Origin of the sequence: Aliamphritea ceti (assembly GCF_024347215.1) — a bacterium.
In the GTDB taxonomy this organism is placed as follows: Bacteria; Pseudomonadota; Gammaproteobacteria; order Pseudomonadales; family Balneatricaceae; genus Amphritea; species Amphritea ceti.
In genome coordinates this window covers 853,822-870,020 of sequence record NZ_AP025282.1, presented here as the reverse complement: position 1 = coordinate 870,020, position 16,199 = coordinate 853,822, and the positions used below count along the sequence as shown (strand labels likewise).

Annotated in this window: 12 protein-coding genes; 5 read left to right on the top strand and 7 right to left on the bottom strand. The window is 46.6% G+C overall.

Annotated features, from left to right (window positions below):
• Positions 1–75: 75 nt before the first annotated feature.
• Together tsf and rpsB are read right to left on the bottom strand one after the other, a co-directional pair.
• Positions 76–936 (bottom strand): translation elongation factor Ts, encoded by an 861-nt coding sequence (tsf, locus tag OCU49_RS03930; RefSeq protein ID WP_261843691.1) that lies wholly within the window; start codon positions 934–936, stop codon positions 76–78.
• A 109-nt stretch (positions 937–1,045) separates the two neighbouring features.
• On the bottom strand, positions 1,046–1,786 hold the full coding sequence (rpsB, locus tag OCU49_RS03925) for a 30S ribosomal protein S2 (RefSeq protein WP_261843690.1): 741 nt from the start codon (positions 1,784–1,786) through the stop codon (positions 1,046–1,048).
• Positions 1,787–2,101: 315 nt separating this feature from the next.
• On the opposite strand from rpsB, the gene map reads away from it, so the two are divergent.
• From map to OCU49_RS03910, 3 genes are read left to right on the top strand one after another with little or no spacing between them, the layout of a single operon-like run.
• Complete coding sequence (gene map / locus OCU49_RS03920; RefSeq protein WP_261843689.1) at positions 2,102–2,872, top strand: type I methionyl aminopeptidase; 771 nt, start codon at positions 2,102–2,104, stop codon at positions 2,870–2,872.
• A 25-nt stretch (positions 2,873–2,897) separates the two neighbouring features.
• On the top strand, positions 2,898–5,591 hold the full coding sequence (locus OCU49_RS03915) for a [protein-PII] uridylyltransferase (RefSeq protein WP_261843688.1): 2,694 nt from the start codon (positions 2,898–2,900) through the stop codon (positions 5,589–5,591).
• A gap of 41 nt (positions 5,592–5,632) precedes the next feature.
• Positions 5,633–5,929 carry a DUF1244 domain-containing protein gene (locus tag OCU49_RS03910; RefSeq protein ID WP_261843687.1) on the top strand — a complete coding sequence of 99 codons (297 nt, stop codon included), beginning with the start codon at positions 5,633–5,635 and terminating at the stop codon, positions 5,927–5,929.
• Positions 5,930–5,987: 58 nt separating this feature from the next.
• Here the strand turns inward: OCU49_RS03910 and OCU49_RS03905 are convergent, their stop codons facing one another.
• Positions 5,988–6,464, bottom strand: a complete 477-nt coding sequence (locus OCU49_RS03905) for an LPP20 family lipoprotein (RefSeq protein ID WP_261843686.1) — start codon at positions 6,462–6,464, stop codon at positions 5,988–5,990.
• Entirely contained in the window at positions 6,461–7,162 is a 702-nt protein-coding gene (locus tag OCU49_RS03900) for a FlgO family outer membrane protein (protein ID WP_261843685.1), read from the bottom strand. Before OCU49_RS03900 ends, OCU49_RS03905 begins: the two co-directional genes overlap by 4 nt.
• A 222-nt stretch (positions 7,163–7,384) precedes the next feature.
• On the opposite strand from OCU49_RS03900, the gene OCU49_RS03895 reads away from it, so the two are divergent.
• Entirely contained in the window at positions 7,385–8,602 is a 1,218-nt protein-coding gene (locus OCU49_RS03895; RefSeq protein ID WP_261843684.1) for a flagellar assembly protein T N-terminal domain-containing protein, read from the top strand.
• 86 nt (positions 8,603–8,688) lie between these two features.
• On the opposite strand, the gene OCU49_RS03890 is transcribed toward OCU49_RS03895, so the two are convergent.
• The gene (locus OCU49_RS03890; RefSeq protein ID WP_261843683.1) at positions 8,689–9,342 is read right to left on the bottom strand and encodes a YiaD family glycine zipper/OmpA-like lipoprotein; all 654 of its coding nucleotides are present in this window, start codon (positions 9,340–9,342) and stop codon (positions 8,689–8,691) included.
• Between the two features lie 277 nt (positions 9,343–9,619).
• Between OCU49_RS03890 and OCU49_RS03885 the strand changes: the two genes are divergently transcribed.
• Entirely contained in the window at positions 9,620–11,533 is a 1,914-nt protein-coding gene (locus OCU49_RS03885) for a beta-ketoacyl synthase (protein WP_261843682.1), read from the top strand.
• A gap of 57 nt (positions 11,534–11,590) precedes the next feature.
• Here OCU49_RS03885 and OCU49_RS03880 read toward each other — a convergent pair whose 3' ends face one another.
• Positions 11,591–12,487: a CheR family methyltransferase gene (locus tag OCU49_RS03880; RefSeq protein ID WP_261843681.1), complete on the bottom strand. Its 897-nt coding sequence runs from the start codon at positions 12,485–12,487 to the stop codon at positions 11,591–11,593.
• A complete protein-coding gene (locus OCU49_RS03875) occupies positions 12,484–16,131 on the bottom strand; it encodes a response regulator (RefSeq protein WP_261843680.1) in 3,648 nt (1,215 codons plus the stop codon). The genes OCU49_RS03880 and OCU49_RS03875 overlap by 4 nt, the downstream gene beginning before the upstream one ends.
• Positions 16,132–16,199: the final 68 nt, after the last annotated feature.

Sequence of the window (16,199 nt, the reverse complement as noted above, 5' to 3'; positions counted from 1 at the left end):
AAGTTAGAAGCAGTGTAACAAGAAAGAAATGGATTGCGCACCTGTAAAAATGAGCAATCCATTAGAAGGCAGGTATTAGCCTTTCAGTTGCTCAGCAACCTCATCAGCGAAGTCTTTCTTCTCGACTTCAATACCTTCACCTACTGCAATACGCACGAAAGAAGCAACGCTTGCGCCTGCATCTTTAACCAACTGACCAACTTTCAGATCAGGGTTTTTAACGAACGGCTGCTCAACCAAACTATTCTCAGCCAAGAATTTGTTGATACGACCAACAACCATCTTCTCAGCAATTTCAGCAGGCTTGCTCGCCATATCCGGCTGAGCCAGGATAATTTCTTTTTCTTTGGTTACAACATCTTCAGGCATATCTTCTTTGCTAACCACTTGTGGGTTAACAGCAGTAACATGCATAGCGATGTCTTTAGCCAGTTCAGCGTTACCGCCGTTCAGTGCAACCAGAGCTGCCAGGTTACCAGTACCGTGAACGTATGCAGAAACCACATCACCTTCAACCAGCAAAATGCGACGAACGCCAATATTCTCACCGATTTTCTGAACTAGGGCGTCACGCACTTCTGTCAGTTCACCAGCCATCAGAGCTTCAACATCTGTTTGCTTTTCAGCAAATGCTTTAGCCAGAACAGTCTGACAAAAAGCAGCGAAGTTCTCATCACGCGCAGCGAAATCTGTTTCAGAGTTAATTTCAACAGCAATTGCAAAGCTGTTGTCTTCAGCAACCTGAACAACCACAACGCCTTCAGCAGCAGTACGGCCAGCTTTTTTAGCAGCCTTCATGCCAGATGCTTTACGCAGCTCTTCAATTGCCTTATCAACGTCACCATCGGCAGCAGCCAATGCTTTCTTACACTCCATCATACCCAGACCGGTACGATCACGCAGTTCTTTTACCTGCTTAGCGGAGAAGCTTGCCATTTTGTTGTACCTCGTACACAAACTTTAAAATTCACATTGAAAAAAGGGGAGCTTACCGCTCCCCTCTCGCGAATCCGAATACTAAATACCCAGATCGCTTACAGCCTGATTACTCAGCAGCTGCATTCGGCTCTTCAACTTCAACGAACTCGCCTTTTTCGGCAGCAACATCTTCGTTACCGTCAGAGCAAGCGTCAGCAACAGCTTTTACGTAGATCTGAATCGCACGCAAAGCATCATCGTTACCTGGAATAACGTAGTCAACGCCATCTGGGTTGCTGTTAGTATCAACGATACCAATAACAGGGATACCCAACTTGTTTGCTTCGTTAATAGCGATACGTTCGTGATCAACATCAACAACAAACAGTGCGTCTGGAAGACCACCCATGTCCTTGATACCACCGATTGAACGTTCCAGCTTTTCCATTTCGCGCTGACGCATCAGAGCTTCTTTCTTAGTCAGCTGAGCAAAAGTACCATCCTGGCTTTGTCCTTCCAGGTCGCGGAAGCGACGGATAGACTGACGGATAGTCTTATAGTTAGTCAGCATACCACCCAACCAACGGTGGTTTACGTACGGCATACCAGAGCGGCTAGCTTCTTCTTTGATGCACTTACTTGCAGCACGTTTAGTACCAACGAACAGAATCTTGTTCTTGTTACCAGCCATACCTTTAACAACATCCAGAGCACCATTCAGAGCAGGCAGAGTGTGCTCCAGGTTGATGATATGAATTTTGTTGCGAGCACCAAAGATGTACTTACCCATTTTAGGGTTCCAGTAACGGGTCTGGTGACCGAAGTGAACACCTGCTTTCAGCAGGTCACGCATTGTAACTTGTGCCATTTTTCAAATTCCTAATGTTAGGGTTAAACCTCCATGCACCCCATCCCCCAACCGCAAGCGGCACCCAAGGCAATGTGTCGGTACATGTGTGGATTATTTATAATTCACGGGCAGCACCGGGATCACCGGAGACAGCTACGTAAATTTGCGGGCGGATTTATACCATAATATAAGCATATTTTGAAGTGCTTGTTTTGTTCTTAGAGGCTTAATTCGCTACAATGCCCCGCTCAGACTATATAAGAGAGTATGCAGCAGGCGCTTGCCGACAATAACTCTCAACACCGTCCCAGCACATACAGTTTAAGGGTAAATATGAGCATAGTAATTAAGACAGCCGACGCCATCGATAAAATGCGAGTGGCCGGACGCCTGGCGGCGGAAGTTTTAGAAATGATTGAACCTCACGTAAAACCAGGGGTTACCACTAATGAAATCAATCAAATCTGTCATGATTACATTGTTAATGAGCAACAGGCCATCCCCGCTCCGCTTAACTATCACGGTTTCCCGAAATCCATCTGCACTTCAGTGAACCATGTTGTTTGTCATGGTATTCCAAATGACAAAGCACTTAAAAATGGCGATATGATCAATATCGACATCACTGTCATTAAAGACGGCTATCATGGCGATACCAGCAAAATGTTTTTTGTTGGCAAAGCCCAGCCTCACGCTGAACGACTAGCGGCTATCACTCAGGAGTGTCTGTACAAAGCAATGGAACTTGTAAAGCCAGGTGCACAACTTGGTGACATAGGCCATATCATTCAACAATTCGCAGAATCCAATCACTACTCCGTGGTTCGCGAATACTGTGGCCATGGTATCGGCGAAGGCTTTCATGAAGATCCTCAGGTCCTGCATTATGGCAAAGCAGGCACTGGGGTAACTCTGGAAGAAGGCATGATCTTCACGATTGAGCCAATGATCAACGCGGGTAAACGCCACGTTAAGCTACTTAAGCGAGACGGCTGGACAGTTGAAACTGTTGATAAGCGTCTTTCTGCTCAATGGGAACACACTATTCTGGTCACTGCAGATGGCTATGAAGTACTGACTAGACGTCAGGAAGAAAACTTCTAAATGTAAACCTGAAACAGGCTCCAAAATGTCCGACACCCTTTTCGCTGCTGATGAAACGCTATTCTCAGCAGCCGAATTCAGCGCTGAACTGGCAACAGCTGCATCACCAATCGTTGCATTCAAACAAACACTGAAGAACGCTCAGGCGCTGATGGATGAACGTTTTATTCAGGGCGAGGACATCCGCAAGCTTATTTATGGCCGTGCCTGGCTGGTCGACCAATTACTATTACAAGCCTGGAACCTTTTTGAATGGCCAGATAACAACGGCTTCGCCCTTATTGCGGTAGGTGGCTACGGCCGGGGAGAATTACACCCCCATTCAGATGTAGACTTACTTATTCTTCTTGATGCAGTTGAAGACGAACAAATGCAAGCCAGCATCAGTGGTTTTCTTACCCTTCTCTGGGATATCAACCTTGATATCGGCTCCAGCGTAAGAACCCTCGAAGAATGCTATCAGGAAGCCGTAAAAGACATCACGATAGCGACCAACCTGATTGAATCACGATTAATCACAGGCAACCAAAACCTGCATGACAGAATCTTCCATCGCGTCACTTCAGGCGCCTGGAGTGATAAAGAATTCTTCCTCGCCAAAATCGATGAGCAAAAAAGTCGTCACGATAAAACCAACGATACTGAATATAACCTTGAACCAAACCTCAAAGCATCTCCTGGCGGCCTCAGAGACTTACAAACGATTGGCTGGGTAGCAAAAAGACACTTTGGTACAACCTTCATACATGACCTTGTAGATCACGGTTTTGTCACCGAGTCAGAGTTAGACACTCTGGAAAAAGGTGAACGCTATCTTTGGACAGTACGTTACGCTCTGCACATGCACTGCAAACGCCGTGAAGATCGCCTGCTTTTCGACCACCAGCGCACGCTTGCAGACTTATTTGGATATAAAAACCAGGACGGCGCACTCGCCGTTGAGCAGTTCATGGTTAAGTACTACCGTGTTGCAAAAACCATGTCTGAATTCAACAACATGCTGCTACAGTATTTTGATGAAGTGATACTAAGCGTCGGTGAAGAACAGATAATCGAACCGCTGAATAAGCGTTTCAATCTGCATAACGGCTATATAAAAGCAGCTTACCCCAGCGTCTTCGAACACCACCCCTTCGCAATGATGGAGCTATTCGTATTGCTCGCTGAAAACGAAGAGATCAAAGGTGTACGCGCCTCGACCATCCGCCTTATTCTGAATAACCGGCACCGTATTGATGATGATTTCCGTAAAGACATCCGCAATATATCCCTATTCATGGAATTACTGCGCGGCAACCTTAAAGTATCAACTGAACTGAAGCGCATGAACCGGTTCGGCATTCTGGGCCGCTATCTACCCGAATTTGGCGAAATCATCGGCCAGATGCAACATGATCTGTTCCACATATATACGGTTGATGCTCACACCCTGAAAGTAGTGCAGAAGCTTCGTCAGTTCCGCCATACAGATAACAGCGAACAGTTTCCGATTGCACACCGGATCATTAACCAGATCCCCAAAATTGAACTGATATATATTGCCGGCTTATATCACGACATTGGCAAAGGCCGCGGCGGTGATCACTCTGAACTGGGTGCTGAGGACGTAAAGCTTTTCTGCGAACGCCACCATCTGGGTAAATGGGATACCCACTTAGTGACCTGGCTGGTGCGTAATCATCTGCTGATGTCTATGACTGCACAGCGAAAAGATATCTCGGATCCAGACATTATTCAGCATTTTGCTAAGCAAGTGAGGGACCTGGATCACTTGGATCATCTTTATATACTGACAGTGGCAGATATCAACGCCACCAACCATACTCTTTGGAATAGCTGGCGTGCTGCACTGCTTCGTCAGCTATATTCAGATACTAAGATCGCTCTGCAGCGCGGGCTGGAAAACCCGATAAACAAAGAAGATCGTATTGAACAGACTCAGCACGAAGCCATGGTGCAACTGCAACGCAATGGTTGCGGGGGAATGGAAGTGCTCAGTTTCTGGGAACACCTTGGCGACGAATACTTCTTACGCGAACAGGCCCCGAATATTGCCTGGCAAACCCGTGCCATTCTTGAGCACGGCGATTCAGACTTACCTCTGGTAAAAATGCATGAGACATCTCGACGTTCCTTTGAAGGCGCCACTGAAGTGTTCATTTACATGCGCGATCAGCCTAACCTGTTTGCTGCTGCCGCTTCAGCACTGGATCAGCTAAACCTGAACATTCAGGATGCACGTATCATGGTTGCCGATAACAACCAACAAACACTAAATACTTACACCGTACTTGCTGCTGACAACCAACCACTGACAGACAACGCTGCGCATCTGGAATATATTCAACAAAGCCTGGTAACTGCACTTAACAACCCGGAAGAATACCCAAACATTATTCACCGCCGCACGCCTCGTCAGCTGAAGCTTTTTGCCAACCCCACCAGAGTTAACATTATCAATGATACTGATAAGCAACTGACGACTTTGGAAGTCATGACCCCGGACCGGCCGGGATTACTTGCCCGGTTGGGGCGTATTTTCATGACTCATGGAATATCTGTACGCAACGCTAAGATTGTTAGCATCGGCGAACGCGTAGAGGATTACTTCTTTATTAGCGATATACATGGCAACCCACTCACAGATAATGCGTTGTGCGACGCCCTGCAAAAAGATATATGTCAACAACTGGACGAACATATTCAAGCCGAACAATAACCCTGCCTGCCCGACACTGCAGGCCGAAGTAAGGAATAAACATGGATAAGCAACAACAAACTGAGCTGGAAGCAGCAGCCTTCCGTCGTCTGGTTAAACATCTGGACGGCCGCAAAGATGTTCAGAATATTGATCTGATGATACTGGCAGGCTTTTGCCGCAACTGCCTGTCTAAATGGTATAAAGCAGCAGCCGACGAACAGAACGTAGATATCAGCTATGAAGATGCCTGCGAACAGGTATACGGCATGCCTTATGCCGAATGGAAAGCCAACCACCAACAGAAAGCAACGCCTGAACAACTCGCTGCATTTGATAAAATAAAAAAGCCTGAGTAACAACACAGGACACAAAAAAAGGGCATCTCATCATGCCCTTTTTTATTAGTAATCAAAATTACTGACTATCACGCCAGGCGCGTTGTAACTGATTGAGATCCACTTCCAGAATGGTTGCATAAACATCATCCTGTATAGGATAGCTTTTCACTACCCGGGCTCCCCGAATAATACCTGCCACGGCTCCCTGAAAAGTATTACTTTGCAAAACCATATCCTGCACAGATGTCGTACCCGCCAAATGTTGGCCATGAACGACGGCTGTCAACTCCCGGTATGCATCCAGTTTAGAAGCTTTAATTGCATTTAAAATTTTATGCTGTCGATTAAGGCCCGACTGCAAACTGATTGGTGCGTACCCAGTTACCTGAACCCATTCAGGTGGTAAAGGCTTATCATCAACCCGTGGAGGTAAATCCGGCAACGCACTAACAATGTCTTTTGTAGATTCAACAAAAGTTTCGCAACCCGCTAACGACACAGTAAACAGAGCAACCAATAAAATCCGCTGTAGCTTTCCCACAAAAGCAATCATTGCGCTCTCCCCTGACCATTTTCAATAATCAAGCCGGCTGCATCGCTTGCCAGCGGATCATATCCGGGGATCTCACCTTCTAACCGGGCAACTGAGACATGTGACTGACCTGTCGCCATAATTTGGCGGGTCGTGGTATCCAGCACACGGGCATTAATAACCAGACCATCAGGATGGCGCGCATACGTCCCGGTCAAAACATAATGAATCCGGAAACGGTTACGAATAGAAGAAAGGTTATCCCGGGACAAAGGATTCTTAAGTGTCGTATTCAAACTCACAGCCCGATAATCCACCAGATTATAGCCATGCTGCTGCATCTGAAAAATCATGTTTTCACTGAGTCGCTCACCAAGCCCTGCCGGCGTTGTTTTTGCATCCAGATTTTTAAAAGGCAAAATAGCGATAGGCAACTTCTTAACACGGTTCTTAGCCAGTCCGGTATCAATCTGAACCGCCATCTGAGCAACCACCTCACTCATTGCATCGGTACCAGTGGATACCGCATCAACCATAATCACTTCACGCGTCAATGCTTCGCGCTCAGCCTGAACGGCTTCCGTTTGGGTTTCACGCAGCGTTTGGGCGGCTTCCGGGCTAATACTCTCAAGCTGCACCTTCGTCAGAGACTGGTTCTGCGCACAGCCAGCAAGCCCAATAAAAACAAGACTAATTCCCAGTTGTCGTAAATATTTCATCAGCTGATCACATCTGCCATTATACGCTTTCAGAAAACTGCAAAAGAACACTTGTAGCTACAGCACTGAATTACAGGGCTGAGTTTCAAAATTTACTCCATTGCAACCATCTGGATTAATTCCAGACTAAATTACCATAATTTTCTGCTGAGGATGCTATCTTATCCACCTGAATAGCATATTCTCTACCCACATATGTATTGTATCGGTGACCTGACGCTTATGTTTAATCTGTTACGCCTGATTTGTGCCACATTACTTTTATCATTTTCAGCTCTGACAACGGCCATCACTATCGAAGCCCAGGGCCAGTCAATGATTTTTGACGGTGATCTAGACTCCGCCAGACAAAACGCCATTCGCAATGCATCTCAGCAGGCAGCTCTACAAGCCAGCGTATTTGTCAGCAGCACACAAAAAGTAACTGACGGTGTTCTCAGTATTGATAACATGCAAATTAAGACACTTGGTCAGGTCAATGACATCGAAATTCTTGATGAAGCTATCCGTAATCAGACCTTACATGTAAGAATTCGGGCTGAAGTAGAATACGAAGCAGACTGCCGTGGCGGAATACGTAGCCAAGGCTACATGAAGTCACTGGCTGTAACTGCTTTCCCATTACTAGCACCAACACAGGCTATTCTGGGGTCACTGGAAAACATCCAATCTGAATTCAGCGCCCAACTTACCAATAACATCAATGAAAAAACCCAGCTGACTGCACGCAACGCAGGGTTACTCACTATGCACCCTAGTATCCAGACAGCACCATCCCGACAACTGTCTGCAGGTGCTATTACTACTGTCCTTCAGGAAATCCAGCAATTAGATGTGCAATACGTTGTATCTGGTGTCATTCGTGATATGACGATGCATGACCCAGATACCATCGCGCTTAAACGCAACATTTTAGTCGACTTTTATAACCGCCAGGATTACCGCAGCAAGCGCCATTTACGTAATCTGGTCGTCGATATTTTCATCCATGACGGCTTCAGTGGTGCCTTACTCTTCAGCAAACAATACGTCGTTGCCGGACGCTGGAATCTGGAGCCAGAAGCAAAAGTTGGTTTCGCCAGCGCTGCTTTCTGGAAGCAGGATTATGGAATGCAAACCCAAATGCTCATTAATCAGATCACAGATGATCTGCAAACTGAGCTTAGGTGCAAACCTTTTGCTGCCAGTATCACCCGTACAGATGGCACGTTCATATGGTTTAATGCCGGCTCACAGTCAGGCATTAACGTCGGAGATCGTCTAAGCGTCTACCGGAAATCCAGCTTCTATACCAATGGCATAGGCGAGAACGTTCAGCTAACCAATACACAAAGCAGCATTACAGTTACTGAAGTACAACCTTTCTTCGCTGTTGGCCGCCTCACTCAGGAAGGCAGCACTTACAATATTCAACCAGACGATGTAGTCATTACCCATTAACGACTGACAGTTTATGCATAATCAGATACAAAAATGCCGGGGCTAATTAAAGCTTCCCGGCATTTGCAGACTTACAATCTTAAAACTTATTGCTGAGTACCACGAATCTGTACTTCTACCCGACGATTCTGAGAACGTCCTGTGGCTGTATCATTACTCGCAACCGGATAACGTTCACCGTAGCCACGCGCCTGCAATCGCAGATCTGAAACACCGGTACTAGCAAGATGCTGAGCAACCGAAGCTGCCCGACGCTCTGAAAGTTCCTGGTTGTATTCTGCAGAACCGGTGCTATCAGTAAAGCCGTCCACATTCACGATTGTTTTATCGAACTTAACCAGCACCTTGCCCACAGAGCCCAACACGCCATTAAAACCCGGAGCGACATTATACGAATCAGTAGCAAAGGTAATATTCCCCGGCATGATCAGGCGAATTTCATCACCGACCCGCTCAACCCGTACACCAGTCCCTTCCAGCTCCTGACGTAATAACATCTCTTGCTGATCCATATAGTAACCAACACCACCGCCCACAGCACCGCCAACCAGTGCCCCGGTAATTGCACCTTTAGTACGGTCTTTTTTACTGGAAACAGCCGCACCTAATACGGCACCGGCCAGTGCACCGATGCCCGCACCTTTAGTCGCGTTTCCTGTTTTCTGCTCTTGCGTATAAGGATCCAGGGTTTGACATCCAGACAGTACCAACGCACAGGCAAGGACAGTTAATTTCTTCATAGATTCACCTCAAAATTCTTTCACTGCCGGTTCTACCGGCGACGCCACAGGCTCTGACTACAACTGATGCAAAAAATTCAGCGCCTATCTCCCCAAACTTCCATGCGATTAACAAATCACACACACTTACACTGGAATGATGAAAATTATAGTCAGCTAATATGAATATTTACTGAGTTTATGAAAATTCCCCACTCTATCCCCTAGTCAGTCAGTGTTACAACTTATAGAATCGGTCGTTAATATATTCGTAAGATTCTGTTCCGAGGAAAGTCCCTTGTCTCAACTCCCGGTTATTGTAGGTTTCGGCGGCATCAGTCCGGCCGGTCGCAGTTCCTTTCACCATGGTTACCGTCGTCTTATTCTCGACGAACTAGATGAGACAAGTCGCGCTGAGACTTTACTAGATCTGGCAACACTTATGGGACTGGCTGGCTTTGAGAACGGACATTATGTCGATTCAGAGGGTAAACAGCGCCCGGTAACAGAGTTAGCTGAAAGTTTGGCTGATCAGGTAAAAGACAATACCCTGATTCGTCACATCGAAAATGATTGCTTCGACGTAAACAATGTCGTTTTTAATCAGCCTGCAAAGCTAAGCAGTGCTGAAGCCGTTACTTTTACGTTGCGCAAACGTCAGATGCCTCAACAAATACCTGAGAACTGGCAGGTTAAAGAATTAAATGCGAATCAGGTTGAAGTAACCTTTAGTGGTGAACTGAGTACAATTCTGCCAGATACCCGCGGCGCACAGGTACGCACTGCTGGCCAGCTGCCGACAGGATTCAAACCAGGCACCTTGTATCAGTCACGCAACCATCCGCGTAATCTCCAAATGACAGTTTTTGGCGCGTCTGACGCGTTAAACTCAGCAGGTATCCCCTGGGACCTTATTGCTGACAGTGTCGCACCTGACCAGATAGGCGTATATGCCAGTAACTCCATCGGTCAGATGGATGACCTTGGATTTGGTGGTCTGGTTAAATTTCCGTCTATTGGTAAACGTACTACATCAAAGAATATGCCGCTGGGCTACGCACAAATGCCAGCCGACTTTATTAATGCCTATATTCTTGGCAGTGTTGGTGTCACCGGAGGAGCACTGGGCGCCTGCGCAACTTATTTGTATAACCTGCGCAGCGCAGTGAACGATATTCGCAGCGGCCGCCGTAAAGTTGTACTGGTTGGCGGAAGCGACGCCCCGGTAACACCAGAAATAATTGAAGGCTTCCGGGCGATGGGTGCGCTGGCTGAAGACAAAGCACTTTTAGCCCTCGATAAGTTATCTGCACTGAGCAAAGATGATTATCGTAAAGCTTGTCGCCCGTTCGGTAATAACTGTGGTTTCACCATTGCTGAATCCTGTCAGTTCACATTATTGATGAGCGACGATTTAGCATTGGAACTGGGTGCACAGATTCACGGCTCAATTCCAGAAGTATTCGTGAATGCTGATGGCCATAAGAAATCAATTTCGGCACCGGGTATCGGCAACTACATTACAATGGGTAAAGCGGCCTCTCTGGTTAGCAGCATGCTGGGCGAAGAATCCCTCCGTCAGCGCAGCTTTGTTCAGGCGCATGGCACCAGCACCCCGCAAAACCGGGTAACTGAATCCCACGTTATCAACGAAACAGCCAAAGCATTCAACATTCCAGCCTGGAAGGTAGCAGCGATGAAGTGTTATCTGGGGCATTCGCAAGGCACTGCTGGGGGCGATCAGCTGAACTTATCCCTGGGGGTTTGGGAACACGGTATTATTCCGGGTATCGTCACTACACCTGAGTTTGCTGATGACATTCACGCCACTAATCTGCACCTGAGCAATCAGCACATGCAGGTCGGTACTGACGGAATGGACTCGGTCATCCTTAACTCAAAAGGTTTTGGTGGTAATAATGCCAGCGCGGTTATGCTTTCACCAAAGGTCACTGAAGCAATGCTTACCAAACGTCACGGAAAAGAAGCGATGTCCCGTTACAAGGACAAGCTTGCCGAGACACTGACCAACGCTAAAGACTATGACGAGCATTCCATCAAAGGTCTGAGTAAACCTATTTACCGTTATGATCACAACGTTCTGACGGGTGAAGATTTAACAATGACCGACAGCGAAATTCAGTTACCTGGTTACGCGAATCCGGTAGACCTGAAAATCGATAATCCATTTGACGATATGAGTGATAACTAAGCACATCTGGCAAACCGACTGCTGAACATTCAGCAGTCGGTTATCTGATACGTATTTTTAGTAGCCAAGCTTCTTCCTGTAGAGCCCTGCTTTACGGCTTAAAATATCGAACCGGCCATAGTCTTCACACAAGCTAATACTTTCTTCTACACCTATGGCTAAAAAGCCATTAACCATCAGGGCATCCCCCAGCTTCGCCAATACTTTATTTTTCAGCCTGTGGTCAAAATAGATAAATACATTTCGACATAAAATAAGATGCGCAGAAACATGGCTGGGCTGCTGTACCAAATCATGTTTTTCAAAAGCTATTCGCTGCAAAATATCACTATCGATCTGAAGCTGACCATTGAAAGAAGAAAAGTAACGCTTCAGGTCATCAGTGCCGCCTGAAGCCTGATAGCGCTGAATGACATCATCATCCAGAGGGCGCTGCAAAATACCGGAGCGGGCATTCTCAAGTGCTTTAGGGCTAATATCTGTAGCGTACAGCTGAGTTCTTTCCAGTAAGCCGGCTTCGGCCAGCAAGATCGCCAGAGAATACACTTCCTCACCATCTGCACAACCGGCAACCCAGACTGATAACCGTGGAAAACTTTGTAAATACAGAAAGACATCATCCCTTAGCCGCTTAAACAGCTCTGGATCACGATACATGACAGAATAGCTCACGGTTAAACGGTCAATGACGGTCCTTCGGAAGGACATATCATGCGCCACCATAGGAATTAGATCAGACACATGATGTAAACCATACTCTGCAAGAATATTCTGAATTAATCGCATTAAAGATCTTCGCCCGTATTGGCGCAGATCATAATCACAAAAGCGATAAAGCGCTTCCAGCAGCAAATCCAACTCATGTAATTCAAGCGACTGATGCGACACGTCCATTATCGTTTTTTCAACAAAAGTATCTTGTTCTGACATATTACAAACAGCAGAGTGCTTCATAGCAACTGCTGCATACGCGACATCAACCCCTGAATATCAACAGGTTTAGATACATAATCGTCCGCACCTGCTTGCAGGCATTTTTCCCTATCACCAGGCATAGCATTTGCTGTTAAGGCGATAATAGGCAACTTAATATGCTGATCATTTTTACGAATTCTGGCTATGGTTTCATAGCCATCCATTTCAGGCATCATGATATCCATAAGCACGACTTCTATATCACCAACATCATCAAGTAATTCCAGCGCTTTCTGACCACTGGGAGCAATATGCACAGTCATTTTTTGCTTACGTAAAATTTTTGCCAGCGCAAAAGTATTACGCATATCATCATCAACCAGCAAAGCGGTACGGCCATGAAGATCTACCTGTTTATCTGCTTCATCAACAACTTCCAGGTCGCCTTCTACAGGCGCTGACACCACAGCACTGACCGCAGCATGTTCTTCAGAATTAACATCGTTCACGAACTGATACACTTCACTAAGTAGGCGCTCAGGAGATCGCGCTGATTTAATCACTATTTTATCGGTGTACTGACTCAGCTCCAGATATTCATCATTGGTCAGCTCTTTACCGGTATGCACAATAATTTGAGGCAATACCTCCTGAGGCAGATCACTCAAGGATCTCAATACCTCAAACCCGGTCATGTCCGGCAAACCTAAATCCAGAATGATAGCCACATATTTTTGCCGGGAAACTGCATCCAAAGCACCATTACCGGTGTGCACAAAATCCAGCTCAAGCTCAAGCTGATCCTGCTTCAACAGACGTTGCAACGCCAGACTTCCCGCTGCATCATCTTCAACAATTAATAAACGTGATTTCTGTGCCTGACTGGCACCATACATTTGATGCAGTACATCTACGATCTGCTCTTTTGTGACCGGCTTAACCAATTGACTGTCAGCCCCGCGCTGACTCAGATCAGCCAGGTTATCCAGAGCGCTCATAACATGCACCGGAATATGCCGGGTTGCTTCATCGGCTCGTAACTGGCTAATAACATCGTCACCATCCATTCCCGGCAACATGTAATCCATCACAATACCCGTTATTGGATACTGCTTCGCCAGCATCAGTCCGGTTTCACCATCACCTGCCACCAGTGCCTGAACACCTTGCTGATGACAGGTCTGATACAGGATTCTGGCAAACTTAGAATCATCTTCAACAATCAGGAATAAAGGCCGGTCTTCATCCAGGCAATGTCGGTCATCTTCTCCCAGATCAGCCACTGCATTCAAAGAAGGCTGGATCAGATCAGCAGACTCAAATAAAGCCGCAGAAGTTGCCGCTACTTTAGGTTTGAGCGCCGCTTTAACCTGCATGACGGTTTTACGCTCAGGAATGCGCAATGTAAACGTACTACCCTGGCCAGGTATGCTTTGCAAATCTATCTCGCCATCTAACAAATGCGCTAATTCTTTACTGATCGACAAGCCAAGACCTGTACCACCAAATTCACGGGTAGTTGATCCGTCAGCCTGCTGGAAAGCCATGAACACTTTCTCCTGCTGATTTTCCGCAATACCAACACCGCTGTCCGACACTGCGATAGCCAGCCAGTTGCCGCCAGCAGCTTTGGGCTGCAAGCTAAACCGGACACTCACAACTCCTTCATTGGTAAATTTAATGCCGTTGCCTATCAGGTTAGTCAGTATCTGCTCCAAACGAACATAATCACTGACGAAGTTTTCCGGCACACCGGCTTCACGGGTAATAGAAAAGCCAATACCTTTATCTGTCGCCATTGGTGTAAAGCGGTGGTTTAAACTGCGAATCAGCCGGGTCAGTTCAATGTCTTCATCGCTAGCCAGCATCTTTCCAGCTTCAACCTTAGAAAGATCGAGAATGTCATTTATCAGGTTCAGCAAATGCTTACCGCTATCCTGAATAACTTCGGCAGATTCAACTTCATCCAGTGATAGATTCCCTTCGTCATTACCGGCAAGCGAACGCGCTAAAATCAGCAAACTATTTAGCGGGGTACGCAGCTCATGAGACATATTCGCCAAAAACTCTGACTTATAGCGGCTGGTCTGTTCAAGCTCTGTCGCTTTAGCCTGAATATCTTTCTGGGATTGCTCAAGAGCAATTTTTTGCGCTTCCAGATCGCTACTTTTAGAACGTAACGACTCATTCATTATGCGAAGTTCTTCCTGCTGAGTTTGCAGCTCTTCAGAAAGGTTTTGAGAATCTTTTAAAGCCACACTCAGAGTATTACGGGTCGTTACATTTTCAAAAGCAATACCGAGCGGCTCACGCAATGCCTCTAGCAGTTCCTTAACAGAAATATCAATTTTATTCAGAAAACCTAGCTCAATCACGCCTCTAAGCTCACTGCGAAAAGAGAAAGGCACCAACACTATGCTATGCGGCTCAGCCTGACCACAGCCTGACGCCAGAGTCAGATACCCCATTGGTACATCATCAACAATAACAATGTCATTTTCAGCGGCGGCCTGGCCGATTAACCCCTGCTTCAAATGGTAACGACGGTTTTCCCGGCCAATATCCAGATGAGCAAATACAGCAACACGCTCCAGCACTCCCTGACCATCATCCAACTCATCATCACGCCACAAATACATACTGCCCGCCTGCGCATCTACGTATCGGGCTAACACCCGCAATGCCACTTCAGACATAACGTCAATATCCCGCTCCTGGCGTAAGACTTCACTGACAGATACCACGCCTTCCTGCAGCCAGGCACGCTGTTTACTAGCTTCACTGGTTTCGCGTAGATTTTCGGTCATCAGTTGCAATGCATGGTAAACGCTGCCATCCACGGCTTTATCATCAAAGCTCAAGTCAAGATTGCCACTCGATATTGAATTAGCAATCTGATTCATCTTAACCGGCTCACCACCCAGCGGTTTCAAGACAATACGTACTAATAACCAGGCGAGCCCTAATGATAATAAGAGTAGAGCAACTGCCATGACTTTCAGAACCAGCAACAAAACATCACTGCGCCCCAGGTAGCTCGCCACCTCCCCGGAAGTACGCGTGTCCAACATCACAAAGAATTCATCAAGCGGCCGCATAATCCGCTCTTTTTCTAAGTGATAATCCCTGTTGTGCAATAGCTGTGCTGCCAGTTGGGGATCAGGCTCAGCCTGTATCGTAAAGTTGCCTTGTCCATCCTCGTATTGGCCAAGGATTGCATGCATGGCTATCTCTTCGGTACGGACCAAACCATTAGAATTAATTTCGGCCTGAGCCAGTTTGGCCAGTTCAGTCTTATCAAAGCCCGCTTTTTCCATCAGATTGTGCAGAGATTCAGTATTCCCATCGCGACGGGGGGCAACATCTCTGGCGGCAAAGAAATCCCAGTAAATACGCTCGTAGGCTTCCGGTCGCGGTTTCTTGCCGTCACGAATATCTAAGACATCATGGTAATATTTCAGATAACGCTCATCGCCGGTAACGGCATAGGTTCTGGCGAAGCGTGTTAAATCATCAGAGCTTTGTCGCAGCTGATCAGCCAGCAAGTAAGATTTATATCGGTTGTCATAGCTTTGAATCAGTTCTTTCTGATTATTAAAAACAAGAAAAACCACCGCTACCAGGCTGATGGAGAACAGCAACATTGTTATAAACGTTGCCAGTATTAGCCGCTTAATCGTCATGATATTCAGATCCGTCTTAATAAATGCTTTTCTTATTGTTTGCCGGGCCACTGCACGCTACTACTGCC

Coding starts and splice junctions, on each gene's coding strand:
- tsf (WP_261843691.1), bottom strand. CDS start 936: ATGGCAAGCTTCTCCGCTAAGCAGGTAAAAGAACTGCGTGATCGTACC.
- rpsB (WP_261843690.1), bottom strand. CDS start 1,786: ATGGCACAAGTTACAATGCGTGACCTGCTGAAAGCAGGTGTTCACTTC.
- map (WP_261843689.1), top strand. CDS start 2,102: ATGAGCATAGTAATTAAGACAGCCGACGCCATCGATAAAATGCGAGTG.
- OCU49_RS03915 (WP_261843688.1), top strand. CDS start 2,898: ATGTCCGACACCCTTTTCGCTGCTGATGAAACGCTATTCTCAGCAGCC.
- OCU49_RS03910 (WP_261843687.1), top strand. CDS start 5,633: ATGGATAAGCAACAACAAACTGAGCTGGAAGCAGCAGCCTTCCGTCGT.
- OCU49_RS03905 (WP_261843686.1), bottom strand. CDS start 6,464: ATGATTGCTTTTGTGGGAAAGCTACAGCGGATTTTATTGGTTGCTCTG.
- OCU49_RS03900 (WP_261843685.1), bottom strand. CDS start 7,162: ATGAAATATTTACGACAACTGGGAATTAGTCTTGTTTTTATTGGGCTT.
- OCU49_RS03895 (WP_261843684.1), top strand. CDS start 7,385: ATGTTTAATCTGTTACGCCTGATTTGTGCCACATTACTTTTATCATTT.
- OCU49_RS03890 (WP_261843683.1), bottom strand. CDS start 9,342: ATGAAGAAATTAACTGTCCTTGCCTGTGCGTTGGTACTGTCTGGATGT.
- OCU49_RS03880 (WP_261843681.1), bottom strand. CDS start 12,487: ATGAAGCACTCTGCTGTTTGTAATATGTCAGAACAAGATACTTTTGTT.
- OCU49_RS03875 (WP_261843680.1), bottom strand. CDS start 16,131: ATGACGATTAAGCGGCTAATACTGGCAACGTTTATAACAATGTTGCTG.